The sequence below is a fragment of the Agromyces sp. GQ35 genome (genome assembly GCF_059758475.1).
This window is the reverse complement of sequence record NZ_JCAXEO010000002.1, coordinates 269,193-289,976: the sequence shown is the minus strand read 5'-3', so window position 1 is coordinate 289,976 and position 20,784 is coordinate 269,193. Positions and strand designations below refer to the sequence as shown.

Annotated in this window: 17 protein-coding genes and 1 tRNA gene; 9 read left to right on the top strand and 9 right to left on the bottom strand. The window is 69.8% G+C overall.

Going from position 1 to position 20,784, the window contains the following annotated elements; genetic code table 11:
• Positions 1 to 13 precede the first annotated feature (13 nt).
• Complete coding sequence (locus AC6CH0_RS13340; RefSeq protein WP_498101637.1) at positions 14 to 799, bottom strand: SGNH/GDSL hydrolase family protein; 786 nt, start codon at positions 797 to 799, stop codon at positions 14 to 16.
• Positions 800 to 863: 64 nt separating this feature from the next.
• Here AC6CH0_RS13340 and AC6CH0_RS13335 point away from each other — a divergent pair, with 64 nt between their 5' ends.
• Both AC6CH0_RS13335 and AC6CH0_RS13330 read left to right on the top strand, forming a co-directional pair.
• Complete coding sequence (locus AC6CH0_RS13335; protein ID WP_498101635.1) at positions 864 to 2,660, top strand: DEAD/DEAH box helicase; 1,797 nt, start codon at positions 864 to 866, stop codon at positions 2,658 to 2,660.
• Positions 2,661 to 2,704: 44 nt separating this feature from the next.
• Positions 2,705 to 4,087, top strand: a complete 1,383-nt coding sequence (locus AC6CH0_RS13330) for an MFS transporter (protein WP_498101633.1) — start codon at positions 2,705 to 2,707, stop codon at positions 4,085 to 4,087.
• 28 nt (positions 4,088 to 4,115) lie between these two features.
• Here the strand turns inward: AC6CH0_RS13330 and AC6CH0_RS13325 are convergent, their stop codons facing one another.
• Entirely contained in the window at positions 4,116 to 5,360 is a 1,245-nt protein-coding gene (locus tag AC6CH0_RS13325) for a trans-sulfuration enzyme family protein (RefSeq protein ID WP_498101631.1), read from the bottom strand.
• A gap of 110 nt (positions 5,361 to 5,470) precedes the next feature.
• Here AC6CH0_RS13325 and AC6CH0_RS13320 point away from each other — a divergent pair, with 110 nt between their 5' ends.
• From AC6CH0_RS13320 to AC6CH0_RS13310, 3 genes are all read left to right on the top strand, one after another.
• On the top strand, positions 5,471 to 5,947 hold the full coding sequence (locus AC6CH0_RS13320; protein WP_498101629.1) for an Lrp/AsnC family transcriptional regulator: 477 nt from the start codon (positions 5,471 to 5,473) through the stop codon (positions 5,945 to 5,947).
• A gap of 193 nt (positions 5,948 to 6,140) precedes the next feature.
• Positions 6,141 to 7,235, top strand: a complete 1,095-nt coding sequence (locus tag AC6CH0_RS13315; RefSeq protein ID WP_498101627.1) for a VIT1/CCC1 transporter family protein — start codon at positions 6,141 to 6,143, stop codon at positions 7,233 to 7,235.
• A gap of 8 nt (positions 7,236 to 7,243) precedes the next feature.
• Positions 7,244 to 7,996 carry an SDR family oxidoreductase gene (locus AC6CH0_RS13310; RefSeq protein WP_498101625.1) on the top strand — a complete coding sequence of 251 codons (753 nt, stop codon included), beginning with the start codon at positions 7,244 to 7,246 and terminating at the stop codon, positions 7,994 to 7,996.
• A gap of 18 nt (positions 7,997 to 8,014) precedes the next feature.
• Here AC6CH0_RS13310 and AC6CH0_RS13305 read toward each other — a convergent pair whose 3' ends face one another.
• The 5 genes from AC6CH0_RS13305 to AC6CH0_RS13285 all read right to left on the bottom strand — a co-directional run bounded on the left by AC6CH0_RS13305 (position 8,015) and on the right by AC6CH0_RS13285 (position 14,863).
• Positions 8,015 to 8,890: a DUF3097 domain-containing protein gene (locus AC6CH0_RS13305; protein ID WP_498101623.1), complete on the bottom strand. Its 876-nt coding sequence runs from the start codon at positions 8,888 to 8,890 to the stop codon at positions 8,015 to 8,017.
• A 9-nt stretch (positions 8,891 to 8,899) separates the two neighbouring features.
• On the bottom strand, positions 8,900 to 12,340 hold the full coding sequence (locus AC6CH0_RS13300) for an error-prone DNA polymerase (protein ID WP_498101621.1): 3,441 nt from the start codon (positions 12,338 to 12,340) through the stop codon (positions 8,900 to 8,902).
• Between the two features lie 51 nt (positions 12,341 to 12,391).
• On the bottom strand, positions 12,392 to 13,939 hold the full coding sequence (locus tag AC6CH0_RS13295) for a DNA polymerase Y family protein (protein ID WP_498101619.1): 1,548 nt from the start codon (positions 13,937 to 13,939) through the stop codon (positions 12,392 to 12,394).
• Positions 13,939 to 14,646: a DnaE2-dependent mutagenesis accessory factor ImuA' gene (imuA', locus tag AC6CH0_RS13290; protein WP_498101617.1), complete on the bottom strand. Its 708-nt coding sequence runs from the start codon at positions 14,644 to 14,646 to the stop codon at positions 13,939 to 13,941. Before imuA' ends, AC6CH0_RS13295 begins: the two co-directional genes overlap by 1 nt.
• Before the next feature lie 133 nt (positions 14,647 to 14,779).
• A tRNA-Leu gene (locus AC6CH0_RS13285) sits at positions 14,780 to 14,863 on the bottom strand.
• A 112-nt stretch (positions 14,864 to 14,975) separates the two neighbouring features.
• On the opposite strand from AC6CH0_RS13285, the gene AC6CH0_RS13280 reads away from it, so the two are divergent.
• Entirely contained in the window at positions 14,976 to 16,301 is a 1,326-nt protein-coding gene (locus AC6CH0_RS13280; protein WP_498101615.1) for a M20/M25/M40 family metallo-hydrolase, read from the top strand.
• Positions 16,302 to 16,397: 96 nt separating this feature from the next.
• Positions 16,398 to 17,225, top strand: a complete 828-nt coding sequence (locus AC6CH0_RS13275) for an undecaprenyl-diphosphate phosphatase (RefSeq protein WP_498101613.1) — start codon at positions 16,398 to 16,400, stop codon at positions 17,223 to 17,225.
• Positions 17,226 to 17,260: 35 nt separating this feature from the next.
• On the opposite strand, the gene AC6CH0_RS13270 is transcribed toward AC6CH0_RS13275, so the two are convergent.
• Positions 17,261 to 18,028 (bottom strand): SDR family NAD(P)-dependent oxidoreductase, encoded by a 768-nt coding sequence (locus AC6CH0_RS13270; RefSeq protein WP_498101611.1) that lies wholly within the window; start codon positions 18,026 to 18,028, stop codon positions 17,261 to 17,263.
• Between the two features lie 28 nt (positions 18,029 to 18,056).
• Positions 18,057 to 18,962, bottom strand: coding sequence for a PAC2 family protein (locus AC6CH0_RS13265; RefSeq protein ID WP_498101609.1), 906 nt, complete (start codon positions 18,960 to 18,962; stop codon positions 18,057 to 18,059).
• Positions 18,963 to 19,037: 75 nt separating this feature from the next.
• Between AC6CH0_RS13265 and AC6CH0_RS13260 the strand changes: the two genes are divergently transcribed.
• Positions 19,038 to 19,712 (top strand): HAD family hydrolase, encoded by a 675-nt coding sequence (locus AC6CH0_RS13260; RefSeq protein ID WP_498101607.1) that lies wholly within the window; start codon positions 19,038 to 19,040, stop codon positions 19,710 to 19,712.
• A complete protein-coding gene (locus tag AC6CH0_RS13255; RefSeq protein ID WP_498101605.1) occupies positions 19,709 to 20,770 on the top strand; it encodes a tRNA (adenine-N1)-methyltransferase in 1,062 nt (353 codons plus the stop codon). Before AC6CH0_RS13260 ends, AC6CH0_RS13255 begins: the two co-directional genes overlap by 4 nt.
• Positions 20,771 to 20,784: the final 14 nt, after the last annotated feature.

Sequence of the window (20,784 nt, the reverse complement as noted above, 5' to 3'; positions counted from 1 at the left end):
GCGCGGAGTCAGGTCATTCGGGCAGCGAGTACGGACCGGCATCCGGTCGCTTGGCGCTGATGAGGTCGCCCGACGACTGGTGCCGGATGCGACGGACGACCCATGGCACGAGGTATTCGCGCGCCCATGAGATGTCGTCGACGCGCGCCTGCCGCCAGGTGCCCGACGGCAGCGGCTCGGGCTTCAGCGGTTCCAGCGTGTTGCCGACATTGAGCGCGTCGAGCACCATTCGTGCGACCGTATGGTGACCGAGCGCGTTCAGGTGGAGTCGGTCGGGTGCCCACATGCGCTGGTCCTGAATCGCAGTGAGCGCCCACTGATCGGCGACGATGCAGTCGTACTTCGCCGCGATCATGCGGAGGTTCTCGTTGTAGATCGCCACCTTGCCGCGGATGCCCCGGAAGACCGGTGAGAACCCGACGTCGACACCCGTGAAGATCACGATGGTCGCGTTGTCGCGCGAGAGCCGCTCGATCGCGTACTCGAATCGGGCCGCGATCTCGTCGGGGTCGGTCCGGGGCCGGATCACGTCGTTGCCGCCCGCCGAGATCGTGATGAGGTCGGGCCGCAGAGCGAGTGCAGGTTCGAGTTGCTCGTCGATGATCTGCTGGATGAGCTTGCCCCGCACGGCGAGGTTCGCATACGCGAGATCTTCGGTGCCCTGCGCCAGCACCTCGGCGACCCGGTCGGCCCAACCGCGGTGGCCGCCGGGCGCGTTCGGCTCGGGATCGCCGATGCCCTCGGTGAAGGAGTCGCCGAGGGCGACATAGCGCGACCAGGGATGCTGCTGCGTGACCATTCCTCCATTGTGCCAAGCCGATCGGGTTCGAGGATGTCGGGCCCCTCCGCTACGCTCGGATCCAGTGAGCACTGCGACCCCTTTCGGCCCCCAACCGGGCACGTCGGCCGCCGAGCATCTTTCGCCCTCCTTCCCCGAGCGGGCGGCGTGGGGCACCGCCTCGAAGCTCCGTGCCTGGCAGGCCGAAGCGCTCGAGCAGTACCTCGAAGAACTGCCCCGCGACTTCCTCGCCGCCGCGACTCCCGGCGCCGGGAAGACGACCTTCGCGCTCCGGCTCGCGGCCGAGTTGCGGTCGCGCCGCATCATCGACCGCATCACCGTCGTGGCGCCCACCGACCATCTGAAGCGGCAGTGGGCCGATGCCGCGGCTCGGGCAGGCATCCGTCTCGACCCCGGTTTCCGCAATGCCCACGGACGAAGTGCCCGGCACTATCACGGCGTCGCCGTCACCTACGCCCAGGTCGCGATGCGCCCGGCGCTGCATCGCGAGCTGACGCTCTCGGGCAAGACCCTGGTGATCCTCGACGAGGTCCACCACGGCGGCGACGCGCTGTCGTGGGGCGACGCGATCCGTGAGGCGTTCGAGCCGGCGACGAAGCGGCTGTCGCTCACGGGCACGCCGTTCCGCTCCGACACGGCGCCCATTCCGTTCGTGCAGTACGAGCCCGACGCCCAGGGGGTGCGGCTCTCGAAGTCCGACTACAGCTACGGCTACGGGCGCGCCCTCGCCGACGGCGTCGTGCGCCCGGTGCTCTTCATGGTCTACGCGGGTCACATGCGCTGGCGCACCAAGGCCGGCGACGAGATGGAGGCGAAGCTCGGCGAAGACAACACGAAAGACATCACCTCGTCGGCCTGGCGCACGGCGTTGGAACCGAGCGGCGAGTGGATCCCCGCAGTGCTCGCGGCGGCCGACCGGCGGCTCACCGAGGTACGGCACGGGATTCCCGACGCCGGCGGGCTCGTCATCGCCACCGATCAGACCGTTGCCCGCGCGTACGCCCAGATCCTCGAGCAGATCTGCGGTGAGAAGGTCACGATCGTGCTCTCCGACGAGAAGGAGGCGAGCGCCCGCATCGAGGAGTTCTCTGCGAACACGAGCCGCTGGATGGTCGCGGTGCGCATGGTCTCCGAGGGCGTCGACGTGCCGCGCCTCGCCGTGGGGGTCTACGCCACCAGTGCCTCCACGCCGCTCTTCTTCGCGCAGGCGATCGGCCGGTTCGTACGGGCCAGGCGCCGGGGCGAGACGGCATCGGTGTTCCTGCCGAATGTGCCGGGCCTCATGGCGCTCGCCGCGCAGCTCGAGCTCGAACGCGACCACGCGCTCGACCGGCGCAGCGGTGAGAACGACGACGACGGGCTCGACGACAGCCTGCTCGAGTCGGCCAACCGTGAGGAGCGTGCCTCCGAAGAGATGGAGAACGGCACGTGGGAGGCGATCGGTTCGGATGCCTCCTTCGACCGGGTGCTCTTCGATGGCACGGAGTTCGGCACCCTCGCCGAGCCCGGCAGCGACGAGGAGTACGACTTCATCGGCATTCCTGGAATTCTCGAGCCCGAGCAGGTCTCCGAGCTGCTGCGCCATCGGCAGGCACGGCAGGCGCGGCGAGCCGGCGAGCGGCGCAAGCACGTCGTCGCCGATGAGAACCCCGAACCCGTCGCGCTCTACCGCACGCTGAAAGAGCAACGGTCGCTCCTGAACAGCCTCGTCGGGCTGTGGGCCCGCCACACGGGTGAAGCGCACTCGCAGGTGCACGCCGAACTGCGACGTGTCTGCGGCGGTCCTGCGGTCGCGCAGGCCACGGTGACGCAGCTGCAGGCACGCATCGAATTCCTGCGAAAGCGCCTCGGCAGTCGCTGACCGGCACCGGCGTGCGGCAGCCCGAGCGGGTCTAGCATGACCGTATGGAACGTCGCTCGCGCGTGCTCGTCGTCGCCATCGTCGTCTCCTTCATCGCGTTCCTCGACGGCGCGGTCATCACGGTCGCGTTGCCGGCGATCGAGGCCGAACTCGGCGGCGGACTCGCGTTGCAGCAGTGGGCGGTCGACGCCTACCTCCTCACGCTCGGCTCGCTGATCCTGCTGGCCGGCTCCCTCTCGGATTCGTTCGGGCGGCTTCGCATCATCCGCATCGGGCTCTACGGCTTCGCCGCCACCTCGGTGCTCTGCGCGCTCGCACCCGACGGTCTCGTCTTCGTGGTGGCCCGGGCCCTGCAGGGAGCGGCTGGCGCACTGCTCGTGCCGAGTTCGCTCGCGCTCATCATCGCCACCTTCGCGCCGGCGGACCAGGGCAAGGCGATCGGCCGCTGGACGGCGTGGACCACCGTCGCGTTCCTCATCGGACCGCTCTTCGGCGGCGCGCTCGTCGACCTCCTGTCGTGGCGATTGGTGTTCTGGATCAACCTGCTGCCCATCGCCTTCGCGCTCGTACTCATGCGCGCGCTCGGCAGAGACGTGCCGAATCCGGCCAAGGAGCGAATCGACTGGCTGGGCGCCGGCCTCGGCATCGTGGGCCTCGGCGGCACGGTGTTCGCGCTCATCGAGCAGGGCCGCTTCGGTTGGACCTCGCCCGTCGTCCTCGTGCCGCTCGTGCTGGGTATCGCCGCGCTCGTGGTGTTCCTCTGGTGGGAGCGCCGGGCATCGCAGCCGATGCTGCCGCTGAGCCTGTTCAGGGCGAGGAACTTCGCGGCCGGCAACCTGGCCACGCTCTTCATCTACGCCGCGTTCTCGCTCGGCCCCTTCGCGATCACGATCTTCCTGCAGGAGTACGCAGGGTTCCCGGCCACCCTCGCCGGGCTCGCGACCCTGCCGCCCACGGTCATCCTCGTCTTCCTCGGCTCCTGGTTCGGATCGCTCTCGTCGCGGTTCGGGCCGCGCATCTTCATGACCATCGGGCCGATCGTCGTCGCGGTGGGATACGTGATGACGCTCGCGGTCACGCCCGACGTGGAGTACTGGAGCCAGTTCCTTCCGGGCATCGTCGTCTCGGGCCTCGGCATGGCGATCACCGTGGCGCCGCTCACCGCGGCGATCCTCGGCGCGGTCGATCCGGCTCGCGCCGGCATCGGCTCGGCGGTGAACAATGCCGTGGCGCGTATCGCCGGGCTCGTGGCGATCGCCTCGATCGGCGTCATCGTCGGCACGCAGCTCGACGTCGACGGCTACCACCGGGTCGCGATCGCGACGGCGGCGGTGCTCGTCGTCGGCGGCGTCGTGTCGTGGATCGGAATCCGGAATCCCGCGCCCGAGAACGCGCCCGCCGAACGTCAGCCGACGACACAGGACTGAGTCGGCGGCGCGTGCTTCGGCGGCGGACTCAGCGAACTTCGGCGCCGGCGCTTCGAAGCGTCTTCGTCGCACCGATCCCGTGCAGCCCACCGAGCTCGGCCGCGCGATCGAGCGCGGTCATGAGGTCGTCGGTGAGGTCGTCGACGTGCTCGAGACCGATCGCGAGTCGCACGATGCCCGCATCGGGTTTGGCTTCACCGGCCACGGGCCGGTGGGTCAGTGAGGCCGGATGCTGCACGAGCGAGTCGACGCCGCCGAGTGAGACGGCGTGCGTGATCAGCTCGCACGATTCGGTGAATCGGGCAGCGGCCTCGTACCCGCCGACCAGTTCGACGGCGATGACGGATCCGGCCCCTTCGAGCTGCCTGCCGAGGAGACCATTCGGATCCTGGCCTGGCAGGCCGGGGTAGTGCACGTGCGCGACCGCGGGATGCGCGAGCAACCGTTCGGCGATCATCGCCGCAGTGGCCTGTTGTGCGCGAACCCTGAGGGGGAGGGTGCGCAGCCCCCGGTGCAGCAGGTAGGCGGCCATGGGATGCAGGAGCCCGCCCGTGAGCGCTCGCACCTGACGCAACCGCTCGATCCAGGCCCGGTCGCCGGCCACGATGCCGCCCATGACGTCGCCGTGGCCGCCAAGGTACTTCGTGGCACTGTGCAGCACGAGTGTCGCGCCGTGTTCGACCGGGCGCTGCAGCACCGGTGTCGCGAAGGTGTTGTCGACGAGGAGCGGCACATCGCCCGCCGCGTCCGCGACGGCTCGGATGTCGACGAGCTCGAGCGTGGGGTTCGCCGGTGTTTCGATGATGACGAGTCCCGTCTCGGGGCGCACGGCCGCGGCGATGTCCGCGGCATCCGTCCAGGTCACTTCGGTGCCGAGGAGACCGCTCGCGAGGACGTGGTCGGTGCCGCCGTACAGTGGGCGCACCGCGACGACATGCGGGCGTCCGGCGGAAGCCGTGGCGATCAGCGTGGCGGCGAGCGCCGCCATGCCGCTCGCGAACGCAACGGCGCCCTCCGTGCCCTCGAGGCCTGCGAGAGCGTCTTCGAAGCGCGCCACGCCGGGCTGCCAGAGTCGCTGGTAGACGGCCGAGCGCCCGTCGCCGAGGTCGTGGCCGGTGGCGAGCTCTTCATACGACGCGCCACCGCTCTCGACGTCGCCGAGGGGGTTGGTCGTCGAGAAATCGATGACGGGCACATGGGATCCGCTCTCTCGAACGCCCGCCATGCCACCGTGCACGGCGCGGGTCTCGAGGTGCGACGACGATGTCTGCATGGGTCGAATCAAACAGAATCTTCATGATTCGGCAACTCGACTTGCAGCATCCGTAAGATATGCTCGAAATTCCGAATCTTCTGCAATCTCGACTCACGAGGAGACCCACAGTGGCGCAGAAACCAGAACTCGATCGAGTCGATCGGGCGCTCCTGCAGGCCCTATCGACGAATGCTCGCGCCTCGGGCGCCGCACTCGCCGCGGAGGTCGGGGTCGCCGAGTCCACGGTATCGCTCCGGCTTCGTCGGCTGCAGAGCCTCGGCACCGTGCGCGGCTACCGGGTCGACGTCGATCTCGCCTCGCTCGGCGTCTCGCTGCAGGCCCTGATCGCGATCCGTCTCGTCAAACACGACCGCAATGAGATCGATGCGTTCCGGCAGGCGGTTCCGCACCTGCCCGGCGTGCTCGGCGTGTTCCACATGGCCGGTGCCGAGGACTACCTGATCCACGTCGCGGCGCGAGATGCAGAAGAACTGCGCGAGTTCGTACTCGCCTACCTCACTGGGCATCCCGCCGTCGCACACACGGAGACGAACCTCATCTTCGAGCACGTCGACGGCGACGGCTGGAATCGACTCGTCAGCTGAGTCCGCACGGCACATGTCCGGCGTTTCGGCCGCTGCGGTTCGGCGTTCCGAAATCCTGCCAATCGCGCCGAAGCCCGGCTCCACTGCGGGCACGGCCGATATCGTGACTGTCGGCCGTGCGAGCGGCAGCATGCGATGGCGCGGGACGAGTCATGGCTGCGGCCACCCGAGCCCGCCGTGAAACGGGAGCAGAATGAGCGACGATCAGTCAGCGGGCACCTCCGCGGACCGTGCGCGGTGGCGCAGATACCTCGCCGACGAGCGGGCTGAAGCCGCCGTGTATCGCGAGCTCGCGGCACGTCGAGACGGCGAGGAGCGGGACATCCTGCTCGCGCTGGCGGCGGCCGAAGGGCGCCATGAGGCGCACTGGCTCGCGCTGCTCGACGGCGACGATCGCGGCGTTCCACGCGCCGACGTGCGCACGCGACTGCTCGGAGCACTCGCCCGACGGTTCGGATCGATCTTCGTGCTCGCGCTCGCACAGCGCGCCGAGGCACGCTCTCCGTATGCGACCGACCCCGACGCGACCGCCGCGATGGCCGCCGACGAGCGCATCCACGGCGAGGTGGTTCGCGGCCTCGCCGCGCGCGGCCGGCGCCGCCTCGCCGGCACGTTCCGCGCGGCCGTCTTCGGCGCCAACGACGGACTCGTCTCGAACCTCGCGCTCGTTCTCGGCATCGGGGCCACCGGTGTGCCCGCCGCGGTCGTGCTGTTCACGGGCATCGCGGGCCTCCTCGCCGGCGCACTGTCGATGGGAGCGGGGGAGTACGTCTCGGTGCGATCGCAGCGCGAGCTGCTCGAGGCATCCGCTCCCGATCCGACCGCGCGCGACGCGCTGCCCGACCTCGATATCGACGCCAACGAGCTCGCCCTCGTCTACCGTGCTCGCGGCATGGACGAGCGTGATGCCGTCGAGCACGCCGCACTCGTGGTCGCTCGGGTGCACGCGGCAGAACAGGCGCACGCGCCGACCGATGCGCTGAACGTCATCGAGCACGACGACGAGGCAGTCGGCACCGGCCTCTCGGCGGCGATCTCCAGCTTCTGCTTCTTCGCCTCCGGCGCCCTGATCCCCGTGCTGCCGTACCTCTTCGGCATGACCGGGCTGGCCGCGATCATCACGGCCACCGTGCTCGTCGGCATCGCGTTGCTCGCGACCGGGGCGATCGTCGGGCTGCTCTCCGGAGCCTCGCCGCTCAAGCGCGCCCTTCGGCAGCTCGCCATCGGCCTCGGCGCGGCTGCGGTCACGTACCTGCTCGGCCTCGCCTTCGGCACCACGATCGTCTAGGAGCGCTCATGTCACCACCCGTCGCCCTGATCACCGGCGCAGGGCGCCGGAACGGCATCGCCTGGGCGATCGCGACGTCCCTCGCCGCCGACGGCTGGGACGTCGCCTTCAGCTTTCTCGGCGACTACGACCGGCGGATGCCGCTGGGCGGCGATCCCGACCGGGACCCGGCCGCTCTCGAAGCCCACCTTCACGCGCTCGGCGTGCGCGCGCTCGGCATCGACGCCGATCTCGCCGACCCCGAAGTACCCGGGCGGCTCATCGACCAGGTGTCAGCTGAGCTCGGCCCGGTCGGAGCGCTCGTGCTCTCGCACGCCGAGAGTGTGGACTCGGGCATCCTCGACACCACGGTCGAGAGCTTCGACCGGCACTTCGCCGTCAATACCCGGGCAGCGTGGCTGCTCCTGCGGTCGTTCGCCGGGCAGGTCTCCGCCGGCGGCGGGCGCGTCGTCGCACTCACGAGCGACCACGTCGTGGGCAACGTGCCGTACGGGGCGAGCAAGGGGGCGCTCGACCGAATCATCATCGCGGCAGCTCGCGAACTGGCGCCGTTCGGCATCACGGCGAATCTGGTGAACCCCGGGCCGGTCGACACCGGTTGGATGGACGATGCCACGCGCGCGGCGCTCACCAAGACGCAACCGAGCGGTCGACTCGGCACCCCCGACGACGCGGCACGCCTCGTGCGATTCCTCGTCTCCGACGAGGCCCGATGGGTCACGGGCCAGCTCATCTCGAGCGACGGCGGCTTCTCGGTCTGATCGGCGGCGGCAGGCAGGCTACGCGGGGGCGGTCACGAAATCGATGAGCTCCTCGACCCGGCCGAGGAGGGCCGGCTCCAGATCGCCGTAGCCGCGGACCCGGCCGAGGATGTGCTGCCATGCACGCGCGATGTCGGCCTGCTCGGCGTGCGGCCAGCCGAACGCGTCGCAGACGCCGTGCTTCCACTCGGTGCCCTTGGGAATCACCGGCCAGGCCGTCTTGCCGAGACGGGCGGGTTTCACGCCCTGCCAGATGTCGATGAACGGATGCCCCACGACGAGCACGTTCGCCGAGTGGGGACCGCGCGCGACTGCGTCGGCGATGCGTTGCTCCTTCGACCCCGGCACGAGGTGATCGACGAGCACGCCCGCCTTGCGGCCGGGCCCCGGCTTGAAGTCGGTGAGCACGTCGGCGAGCACGTCGACGCCCTGGAGGTATTCGACGACGACGCCCTCGATGCGGAGGTCGGCGCCCCAGACCTTCTCGACGAGCTCGGCGTCGTGGCGCCCCTCGACGAAGATGCGGCTCGGCAGGGCGACCCGGGCCGGGGCCGACTCGACGGCGAACGATCCTGAGGCCGTGCGCATGCGGCCGGTCGGTGCCTTCGGTTTCGGCGCGACGAGCTGCACGGCTCGACCGTCGACGAGGAAGCCGTGGCCGAGCGGGAACATCCGGGTGCCGCCGAAGCGGTCTTCGAGGGTCACGATGCCCTTCGCGATGCCGATGATCGCCCCGCAGAAGCCGTCGTCGGCGAGCTCGACGACGAGTTCGCGTTCGGCTTCGACCGTGGGAATCACCGTGCGCCCGCGCGCCTTCCAATCACCGGCGAGCACGTCGCTGCCGTAGCGGTCATGGGGATCGTGTCGACGTTCGTCGCGGGGTGTCACGGGCACCGGTCGAGGCTAACGGAAGTCGCGTGATCGATGCGGCGCCGACACGGTGAGCGACTCGAATCGATCGGCGACGAGGTTGGTGACGCCCTCAGGTGAGCGTTCGAGCATGCCGCGCACGATCATGGCCGGCGCCTCGCGGGCGATGCGACGGTAGCGGTTCCACACCCCGACGCCGGCGATGACGTTCAGCGTGCCGGATTCGTCTTCGAGGTTCAGGAAGGTGATGCCGCTCGCGGTCGCCGGGCGCTGACGGTGGGTGACCACCCCGCCCACCTCGATGCGACGGCCCGATTCTGCCTGCTGCAGGCGGTCGATGCGGATGGCGCCGCGCTCGTCGAGCCGCTCGCGGATATGCCTGATGGGGTGGTCGTCGGGGGCGATGCCCGTGGCCCAGAGGTCGTAGACGACCTGCTCGCCCGGGCTCAGCATCGGCAGCAGGGGAGGCTGCACGACCACGACCGAGCCCGCGAGGTACTCTTCACGGTCGTGCGCCGCCTCACCGGCGAGCCACAGCGCCTCACGCCGTTCGAGCCCGAATCCGTCGAATGCGCCGGCAGCGGCGAGCGCCTCGAGCTGGGTCGCATCGAGTGCCGCGCGTCGTGAGACATCGGCCATGTCGCGATACGGCCCGCGAGCTTCGCGTTCTTCGACGATGCGATCGGCAACGGCCCGGCCGATGGAGGTGACGTCGGCGAGGCCGAGCCGCACCATGAAGGCGCCATCACGGCGGTGCTCGGCACCACGGTCGGGTGCGCGCCGATCGAAGTCCTTGATGATCGGCGGCTGCACGGCGTGCGCACACGCATCGAGGCCGGTCGGCGCGCGGCATCCGTCATCATCGTCGGCGTCGGCGGATGACGCGGCAACATCTCTCGCCTCGAGCCCGGCGTGCACGCCCGACCGCAGGATATCGGGGCGCACCACCTCGACCCCGTGGCGGCGCGCGTCGGCTGTGAGCGTCTGCGGCGAGTAGAAGCCCATCGGCTGCGCGCGCAGCAGGGCTGCGAGGAACGCTCCGGGGTAGTGCAGCTTCAGCCACGAACTCGCGTAGACGAGCAACCCGAAACTCAGGGCATGGCTCTCGGCGAAGCCGAAGTTCGCGAATGCCTCGATCTTCGCGTAGATCGAGTCGGCGACCTCGCCCTCGATGCCGTTCTCGGCCATGCCCGCGTAGAGCTTCGCCCTCAGCCGCTCGATCTTCTCGACACCCCGCTTGGAGCCCATGGCACGCCGCAACTGGTCGGCGTCCGCCGCGTCGCAGTTGCCGACCGCGACCGCCATCTGCATGAGCTGCTCCTGGAAGAGCGGAACCCCCAAGGTGCGTTCGAGCACCGGCTCGAGCTTCGGATGCAGGTAGCTGACAGCTTCTTCGCCCGTGCGCCGCCGGATGTACGGATGCACTGCACCGCCCTGCACCGGACCGGGCCGGATGAGGGCGATCTCGACGACGAGGTCGTAGAAGCAACGGGGTTTCAGTCGGGGGAGCGTGCCCATCTGCGCCCGGCTCTCGACCTGGAACACGCCGATCGAGTCGGCTCGGCAGAGCATGTCGTAGACCGCCTGCTCCTCTTTCGGCAACGATTGGAGCTCCCACACCTCGCCGGTCGACTCACGTATGAGATCGAAGGTGTACTGCAGTGCGGCGAGCATCCCGAGGCCGAGGAGGTCGAACTTCACGAGGCCCATCCATGCGCAATCGTCTTTGTCCCACTGCACCACGGTGCGCCGCTCTTTGCGGGCGTGCTCGATCGGCACGACCTCTCCGACGGGGCGGTCCGTGAGCACCATGCCGCCCGAGTGGATGCCGAGGTGTCGCGGAAAGCCGAGCACCTGCTCGGCCAGCTCCACGACGGACGCCGGGATGTCATGGTCGTCGGTCTCGACCACTGCGCCCCAGCGTTCGACCTGCCGCGACCAGGCGTCCTGCTGGCCGGTGGAGTACCCCAGCGCCTTCGCCATGTCGCGCACCGCGACTTTTGGTCGGTAGCTGATGACGTTCGCGACCTGTGCCGCGTTCTGGCGGCCGTACTTGTCGTAGACGTACTGGATGATCTCTTCGCGCCGGTCGGAGTCGAAGTCGACGTCGATGTCGGGCTCTTCATCGCGGAGCGCGGAGAGGAACCGCTCGAACGGCAGCCCGTACCCGATCGAATCGACCGCGGTGATGCGCAGTGCATAGCAGACGGCCGAGTTCGCCGCCGAACCGCGCCCCTGGCACAGGATGCCCCGCCGCCGCGCCTCGGCCACGATGTCGTGCACGATGAGGAAGTAGCCCGAGAAGTCCTTCAGTTCGATGACGTCGAGCTCGCGCTCGATCCGCTCGCGCACGTGCGGCGGCACGCCGGGATAGAGCTGCTCGGCCCCCTGCCAGACGAGCACCCGCAGCCAGCTCATCGGCGTGTGCCCTTCGGGCACCTCTTGCTTCGGCAGCTTCGGACGGGCGCTTCGCAGGGTGAACCCGAGCTCGTCGGCGAGCGTCACCGAACGGGCGACCGCGCCGGGGTAGCGGGCGAATCGGCGGGCCATCTCGGCGCCGCTGCGCAGGTGCAGCTGGTCGGATGACGGCAGCCAGCCGTCGAGCTCGTCGAGGCTGCGGCGTGCCCGCACCGCGGCGAGGGCCGCGGCGAGACGGTGCTCGGGCGGGGTCGCGTAGTGCACGGCGTTCGTCGCGAGCAGCGGCAACCGGGCGCGCTCGGCGAGCCCGGCGAGCGCGTCGTTCGCCTGCTGGTCGAACGGGTGTCCGTGATCGAAGAGCTCGACGACGACGTTGTCGCGGCCGAAGAGCGCGATGAGACGGTCGAGCTCGTGCGCCGCGGCATCCTCCCCGCCTTCGGCGAGTGCACGTCGCACGGCCCCCTTGCGGCACCCGGTCGGCACGATCCACTCGCCCCTTGCGCGCTCGGCGAGCTCTTCGAGGGAGTACACGGGGCGCCCCTTCTCACCGCCGGCGAGCTGGCCCGCGGTGATGGCACCAGCCAGCCGGTGATACCCCGCTTCACGTCGAGCGAGCACGAGGAGGTGCTCGCCCTCGGGGTCGGCGAAGCCGTTCTGCGGGCCGTTCAGGCCGAGTGAGAGCTCGGCGCCGAAGACGGTCGTGAGCTCGGGAAAGCTCTCGGCCGCCTCGGCGAAGTGCACGATGCCGTAGAAGCCGTCGTGATCGGTGACCGCGAGCCCGGAGAGCCCCAGCCGGTGCGCCTCTTCGACGAGCTGTTCAGGGGAGGAGGCGCCGTCGAGGAAGCTGAAGTTCGAGTGCGCGTGCAGTTCGGCATAGGGAACGACCGGCCCTGTGGGCGTTTCGAGGTCACCGGCCGGTCGATACGGATGCCGCTTCCGACTCCACGCCGGACTGTCGCCGCCGTCGCCGGGCAGCTTGGGCGCACCCGGCCGCCGTGCATCGGAGAGCTTGCGCTCGAGCTCAGACCACGGGATGCCGGGATTGTTCCAGCCCATCAGCCACCGCCCATCGAATCAACCCGTTCGTTCCACACGACCACCGCCCGCTCAGTCGTACCTCGCCTCGGCCCACCAGCCCTCGTCGTCGCGCACGAGGAGCCACGCGCAGCCGTCGTCGTCGACGATCTGGAAGCGGTGCACGCGCTTGGCGTGCTCGGCGTCCCACCAGCGTTCGACGACGGGCCAAGGCCCGGCCCAGGCCCGCACGGGAGCGGCGGCACCGCCGGCGAGCGCGAATCGTTCGGGATTCGCCGAGATCGCACCGCGCCCGTCGATCGTGACGACGCTGCCGCCGGCGTCGAGCAGCGCGATCGGCAGTCGCTCGCGGAACACGCTGGCGGGAGCGAGCGCGGGCAGGCTGCCCGGCCAGGGCGCTGCCTCGCCGACACGCTCGGGCGCCCGATCGCCCCACGGCACGAGCACCTGGCGGTCGGCGAGCATGCGGCCGCCGCCGATCGCGGCGGTCACGACCGCATCATGCCCGAGCATGCTCTGCACCCGGGTGAGGCCGTGATGCACGCGCTCGTCGGGCCCGCCGCCCCAGAGCCCCTCTTCGTGGTTTCCGGTCGAGTCGATGCGTTCGGGCACGACGCGCAGTCGCACGATGGGCGAGGTGAGCGCGCTGTCGGCGGTACCGGCGCCCTGCAGCTGCCAGCGCACCCGGTCGACCACGTCGGCGGGCGTGAACCAGCGCGGATGCAGCCAACTGCGGCTGGAATGGCCGCCGCCCTCGTCGTCGATCTCGATGCGGATGCCGGTGCACACGAGCCGCTTCGCCCGCATGCGCTCGATGAACTCGTCGGCCAGCACCCTGAAGGCGAAGGCGAGCTGGTCGATGCGGTCGAGCGGTGGTTCGAACTCCTGCGCGACCTCGAACTCGGGAGGAGGCGTGCGGGCGAGCACCCTGGCCTGTTCGCGGCCCGATGCACGGTCGTGGGCGAAGGCACCCGCCGCACCGAAGCGGCGACGCACGTCGGCTTCGGGCAGCGCGGCGAACTCACCGAGGGTTCGCACCCCCAGCCGGTTCAACAGGGTCGAGGTGCGGGCATCGACGACGAGACCCACGGGCAACGGCGCGATGAATGCAGCGGATGCCCCGGGCGCGACGATGCCCACCGGTGACTCGCCGGCCGCCCTGGCCGCCTGCTCGGCCGCGAAGGGCCCGTCGGCGATCCCCACGCGTGCACCGGCCACCCCGAGCTCGGCGACGGTGTCGAGCAACGCCCGCGCCGCGGCATCCTCACCGCCGTAGTAGCGAGCGGGCCCGCGAGCCCGCATGGCGAGCGTGCCTGGGCGGATGAGTTGCACGCCCGGAACCGTCTCTTCGACTCGCCGCACGACCGGTTCGAACACGCGCACGTCGAGCGAGGCGTCGTAGTCGAGCAGGGTGAGGCCGGGGGAGCGGTACTGCGCCTCGCGCAGCTTCACGCCGCGCACGACGCCATCGCGCCGCGCCGCCGCAGAGCAGGCGAAGACCTGACCGCCGTCGGTGAGCGCGACGGGCGCGGAAGGATCGATGCCCGCCTCTCGGCAGGCCGCGAACACGGGCCAGTCGGGGCACCAGAGCACGATCGTGCGGGTGGGGTCGATGATCATCAGACGGCCCGCCGCTCGTATTCGGCGAGATGCACGGGCGCGGGGGGCGCGTCATCGGCGGCCTGGAAGGCGAGCGACCGATCTGGAAGCTGCAGGCGGGATCGGGCCCGCCGGCCGAACTCCCCGCGCCCACCCGCGGAGACGACGACATCGCGGTCGCTGAGATGGCCGTGTCCCAGCTCGAGCCCGTGCCACTCGCTCGCCTCGACCCCGAGGCTCGCATCGCTGCCCGGCCACTCGCCGGCGACGAGCAGCACGGTGCCGCGCTGCCTGAGTCTGGCGGTCAGTCGCGAGGTCTCAGCAGGCGCCACCCTGCCGACCGGTCGCACCGTCACGACGGGGATGACGTCGGCGAGCGCGGCGACCACGGTGAGCCACTGCCGCCCGGGATCGGGCACGAGCACGAGCCGTTCGAGGTCGATGCCGAACCGAGCTGCCGCCTCGACACCGAACTCGGGCATGCCGACGACGGCGACCCAGCGCCCGCTCGCGGATGGGCCGGCCATGAGCGCCATGAGCAGGGTCGTGGAACCCTCGACGGAGACGACGGTGCCTTCACGAAGGCTGCCGCCCGGGAGCACCCGTTCGAAGGCGGGATGCGTCGGCACGAGCTTCGAATCGAGCCGTGTCGCCTGCATCCCGCGGATGCGAGCCTGCAGCTCCTCGACGCGCGAGGGCACTTCGGCCGGGGCGAGGGGAGCGGTCATGGTCACCCTCACAGTTTCGAACACATGTTCGAATACGGCAAGTCGGCAGTGCCGACCGTCCCGGATGAGAGATCCGCTCCCGGAAATGCGAAAAGGCCGGATCAGAATTGATCCGGCCTTTTCGACACAAGCGTGCGCGAGGGGGGACTTGAACCCCCACGCCCGTTAGGGCACTAGCACCTCAAGCTAGCGCGTCTGCCATTTCCGCCACCCGCGCTCGTGTCAGGCCCTTCCGATTCCTCGGTGGCCCGAGAGAAGACATTAGCACGGTTTCCGGGGCGCTTCCGACACGCTGGCCATCGACGGATGCCCCGGCTAGCGTGAGAGGCATGGCCCCGTCACCCTCCGAGATCACCCCTGCCGCCGAGCTCGACGAGACGGCAACCGTGGCACGGGACCTGATCCGCTTCGACACCTCGAACTACGGTGAGGGCCGGGCGAACGGTGAGCGCGAAGCCGCCGAATACGTCGAGGCACGGCTCGCCGCGCTCGGACTCGCGCCGCAGCTCTTCGAGCCCGAACCGAGGCGTACGAGCGTCGTCGCGCGCGTGCCCGGCCGAGATTCCTCGAAGCCGGCGCTGGTCGTGCACGGGCATCTCGACGTCGTGCCGGCCGACGCCCGCAACTGGAGCGTCGACCCGTTCGCGGGCGAGGTGCGCGACGGCATGCTCTGGGGCCGTGGCGCCGTCGACATGAAAGACATGGACGCGATGATGCTGACCGCCCTCGGCGACATCATCGGTTCGGGTTCGCAGCCGGCCCGCGATCTCATCGTGGCGTTCTTCGCCGACGAAGAGGCCGGCGGCGGCCTCGGCTCCGGATGGCTCGTCGACCATCACCCAGAACTCTTCGCGGGGGCGACCGAGGCGATCAGCGAGGTCGGCGGCTACTCGATCACCGTCGGTGGCCGTCGCGCCTACCTGCTGCAGACCGGGGAGAAGTCGTTGCTCTGGATCCGCCTCGTCGCACGAGGTGTCGCGGCGCACGGCTCACGACTCATCCGCGACAACGCGATCACGAAGCTCGCCGAGGCGGTGGCGACCCTCGGGCGCACCGAATGGCCGATCCGCCTCACCGACACCACCCGTGAACTGCTCGGCGAGATCGCGGGCGTCCTCGGCGTCGACGCAGAACAGGTCTCGCCCGACGAACTCGCCCTCGCCACCGGTTCGGCCTCGGGATTCATCACGGCGACCCTGCGCACCACGTCGAACCCCACTCTGCTGACCGCGGGCTACAAGCACAACGTCATCCCCGACCGGGCCGAGGCGCTCATCGACATCCGCACGCTGCCCGGCGAAGAAGACGCCGTGCTCGCCGAGGTGCAGGCGCTCATCGGCGACCTCGTCGACATCGAGATCGTGCACCGCGACGTCGGGCTCGAGGCCGCGACATCCGGCGCCCTGGTCGATGCCGTGAAGCGCTCGCTCGAGGTGCACGACCCCGGCGTGCCGGTCTTCCCGTACCTGCTCTCGGGTGGCACCGACAACAAGGCGCTCAGTCGGCTCGGCATCGCCGGCTACGGCTTCGCGCCGCTGAAGCTGCCAGACGGCTTGGACTTCCCGGCGATGTTCCACGGCGTTGACGAGCGGGTGCCACTCGACGCATTAGTCTTCGGAAGGCAGGTTCTGCGGGACCTCCTCCTCGACTACTGATCGAATCAGTGAGTCTTCGGGAGGCAGGTCCTGCGCGACCTCCTCTCGACTACTGACCGATCTCATTCCTCCGACTTCCGCGGAGGCGGAAGGCGGATGCACCACGTGATCGAAGCGCTCATCCTCGGCCTCGTGCAGGGGCTCACCGAGTTCCTTCCCATCTCCTCGAGCGCCCACCTGCGCATCCTGGGGGAGTTCCTGCCCGGGGCCCAAGACCCCGGTGCGGCGTTCACGGCCATCACACAGCTCGGCACCGAAGCGGCCGTCGTGGTGTTCTTCTGGCGCGACATCGTGCGCATCGTCTCGCACTGGTTCGGCTCGTTCACCGGGAGGGTTCCGCGGAACGACCCCGACGCGCGCATGGGTTGGCTCATCATCATCGGCTCGGTGCCGATCGTGGTGCTCGGCATCCTGTTCCAAGACGAGATCGAGACGAGCCTCCGCTCGCTCTGGATCGTCGCGACGATGCTCGTCGTGTTCGGGCTCATCCTCGGGCTCGCCGACTGGGCCGGTGCCAAGCGCCGCAAGCTCGACGACCTCACCGTGCCGCACGGGCTCTACTTCGGTCTCGCGCAGTCGCTCGCGCTCGTTCCCGGCGTCTCGCGGTCGGGCGGCACGATCACGATCGGCCTCTTCCTCGGCTACGAGCGTGCTGCCGCGGCTCGCTACGCGTTCCTGCTCGCGATACCGGCGGTGTTCGGCAGCGGCTTCTTCCAGCTCTTCAAGAGCTGGGGCGAGCCTTCGGTGTACGGACCGATCGAGACGGCCGCGGCGACCCTCGTCGCGTTCGTCGTCGCCATTCTCGTGATCGCGTTCTTCATGAACTACATCTCGAAGCGCAGCTTCCTGCCGTTCGTGATCTATCGCGTACTGCTCGGCATCACGATCTTCGTGCTGCTCGGCACTGGCGTGCTCAGCGCCTGACCCCGCGACCGGCCGGACCCCGCGCGACCGCGCGCTCAGCGTTCCTCGGGGTCGAGTCCCTGGGCAGCCCGGCCGCCGTCGACCGGAATGACGGCGCCGTTGATGAACGATGCAGCGTCGGAGAGCAGGAAGGCCACGGCGCTCGCGACCTCCTCGGTCTCCCCGGGGCGGCCGAGCGGATGCAGGTGTGCGATCTGCCGTTCCGTGGCCGCCCGAGAGACGACGTCGAGGCCTTCCACGTGCTGAGCGTAGCGATCGGTCACGATGGAGCCCAGGGCGACGGCATTGGTGCGGATACCGCGCGGCCCGTAGTCGACGGCCATGGCGCGAGTCAGCCCTTCGAGCGCTGCTTTCGCCACGGCGTAGGGCAGTGCACCCCGCACCGCTCGCTGCGCCTGGTGCGAGGATACGTTCACGACGGACCCGCTGACGCCCGTCCGGAGGAATTCCTCGATCGCAGCCGCCGCACCTGCCATGGTCGGCCTCAAGATCGCGTCGACGATGTCGAGCACGGCGTCGCTGCCCGCCTCATGCAGCCAGGCGTCCCGGAACACCGCTGCGTTGTTGACCCAGCCAGTGAGCTCGCCGAGCTCGCGTGCCCGGTCGGTGGCGGCCGACAGCACCGAGGCATCTCCCGCGTCGCCGACGATCGCTGCGCCGGAGGCGACATCGTCGAGCCACCCGGCAGTTGCGACGTCGACGACGACGACCCCGGCACCACTCCGAAGCAGGGCCTCGGCGATACTGCGCCCGACCCCGCCGGCCGCCCCGGTCACCACATGCACAGCCCGACGCTGTTCCATGCGTCAATGCTAGTTCGAGCGGTGGACGCTAGGGCGTGGGGCGCCCGTCGGCGCGACCCTCGGGGCCATCACCGCGCCGCCGCAGGTACCGCTCGAACTCCTGTGCGATCGCCTCGCCACTCGCCTCAGGGGCGTCGACCGCGTCGCGGGCCTGTTCGAGCTGCGTGATGTACCCGGCCATCTCGTCGTCGTCGGAGGCGAGCGCGTCGACGCCGGCCTCCCAGGCCTTCGCGTCGATCTCGAGCGTGCCGCGGGGAATCGAGAGGCCGGTGAGCTCCTCGACCTTGCCGAGCAGCGCGAGCACGGCCTTCGGCGACGGCGCGTTGTGCACGTAGTGCGGCACCGAGGCCCAGAGCGACACGGTCGGGATGCCCACGCGCTCTGCCTGATCGGCGATCACGCTGAGGATGCCGACGGGGCCCTCGTAGCTGGAGCGCTCGACGCCGAGCGCAGCGCGCACCTCGGAGTTCTCGCTCGACGCGAAGACCGAGAGCGGTCGCGTGTGCGGGGCATCGGCGAGCATGGCACCGAGCAGCACGATGCCTTCGATGTCGGCCGCGAGGGCCGCATCGATGAGCTCGGCGGCGAAGCCCTTCCAGCTGCGGGCAGGCTCTGCCCCGAGGAGCACGTGCAGCGTGTCGGCGCCGGGGCCGGTGACCAGTTCGTCGTCGTCGACGTCGGTCTCACCGCCCGGGCCCATGATCGCGGCGCCGGGCCACTCCAGCCGGCGTGCGCCGTCTTCACCGACCACGATCGTCGGTCGGGTGAACTGGTAGTCGAAGTACAGCTCGGGGTCGACTGCTGCGATCTCGACGAGACCGAGACGCTCGACGAGCAGCTTCGCTGCCCCGGTCGCCGCCTCTCCGGCGTCGTTCCATCCTTCGAATGCGACGACGAGCAGCCTTCCGCCCTCGAAACCGGCCGGCTGATTCACTCCTGGTGCCCCGCTTCCCGCCCCGGATCTCCGGGTTCACCTCCACAATAGGCCGTGCCCGTAGACTTGCCGGTTGTGACCACTCGCCTCCCCGCCGCAGTCCTCTGGGACATGGACGGCACCCTCGTCGACACCGAACGCTATTGGATGGCTGCCGAAGAAGAGCTCATCGAGTCCTTCGGCGGCACCTGGACCCACGAAGACGCGCTCGAACTCGTCGGCAGCGGTCTGTGGGACGGTGCGGCGTTCTTCCAGGCGAAGGGAGTCGACCTCGACCTCGACACGATCGTGCACCGGCTGACCGATCGGGTGCGAGAGCAGCTGCGCGAGCACGGCGTTCCATGGCGGCCCGGCGCCCGCGAGCTGCTGCTGGCGCTTCGCGATGCATCCGTGCCGACCGCCCTCGTGACCATGTCGATCCGTTCGATGGCCGATGACGTCATCTCGGCGATCCCGTTCGAGGCGTTCGACGTGATCGTGACGGGTGACAGCGTCGAGAATGCGAAGCCGCACCCCGAGCCCTACCTGTTGGCGGCGGCGCTGCTCGACGTCGACATCGCCGAGTGCGTCGCGATCGAAGATTCGCCCCCAGGGCTCGCCTCGGCGTTCGCATCCGGCGCGATCACGATCGCGGTGCCCAACATCCTCGCGCTCGACGAGTACCCGTCGACTGCGCACTGGCCGACGCTCGACGGCACGACCGTCGCAGATGTCGCATCGCTCCTCGCTGATCGCGAGGCCACGGCGTGAACGCGAGCCGCGGAGAGCAGAGCGGCCCGTTCCGGGTCGGCGATCGCGTGCAGCTCACGGGTCCGAAGGGCCGCCTGCACACGATCACCCTTCAGCCGGGGGCGCATTTTCATTCCCACAAGGGCCTGATCGCGCACGATGACCTGATCGGGCTGCCCGACGGATCGGTCGTGGCCAACCAGGTCGGCATCGAGTACCTCGCGCTGCGCCCGTTGCTCACCGACTTCGTCATGTCGATGCCGCGCGGAGCGGCGATCGTCTACCCGAAGGACGCCGCCCAGATCCTCGCGCAAGCCGACATCTTCCCGGGTGCCCGGGTCGTCGAGGCCGGCGTCGGGTCCGGAGCGCTCTCGTTGTGGCTCCTCCGCGCGATCGGCGCCGAGGGTCACCTCTTCTCCTTCGAGCGTCGCGAAGACTTCGCGAGCGTCGCCCGGGCGAACGTCGCGACCTTCCACGGTGCCGACCCCGAGAACTGGTCGATCACCCTCGGCGATCTCGCCGAGGTGCTGCCCGAGACGGTCGAGCCGGCATCGGTCGACCGGGTGGTGCTCGACATGCTCGCGCCATGGGAGTGCCTCGAATCAGTGTCGGTGGCGCTCAAGCCCGGCGGAGTGCTGCTCTGCTACATCGCGACCGCGACCCAGCTGTCTCGAGTCGCCGAGGCGATCCGGGCCACGGGGGAGTACACCGAACCGCAGTCCAGCGAGACGATGGTGCGCGGCTGGCACGTGCAGGGTCTCGCGGTGCGCCCCGACCACCGCATGATCGCGCACACCGGCTTCCTCATCACCGCCCGCCGCCTCGCGCCGAACACCGTGCTGCCCGAGCTGAAACGCCGCCCGTCGAAGACCGAGTTCAGCGACGAAGACGTCGAAGCGTGGACGCCCGGCGCGCTCGGTGAGCGATCCGTCAGCGACAAGAGCCTGCGCAAGCGGGTCAGGCAGGCGGATGCCGCGGCGATACGTTCGCGCGCCGACGACGAGCAGTCCGCGGCCGACGATCTCGATGTCACCGGTGCCACCGGTGACGACACCGATGCCGCCGGCCCGGGCCGGTAGGCTTTCAACGCCCC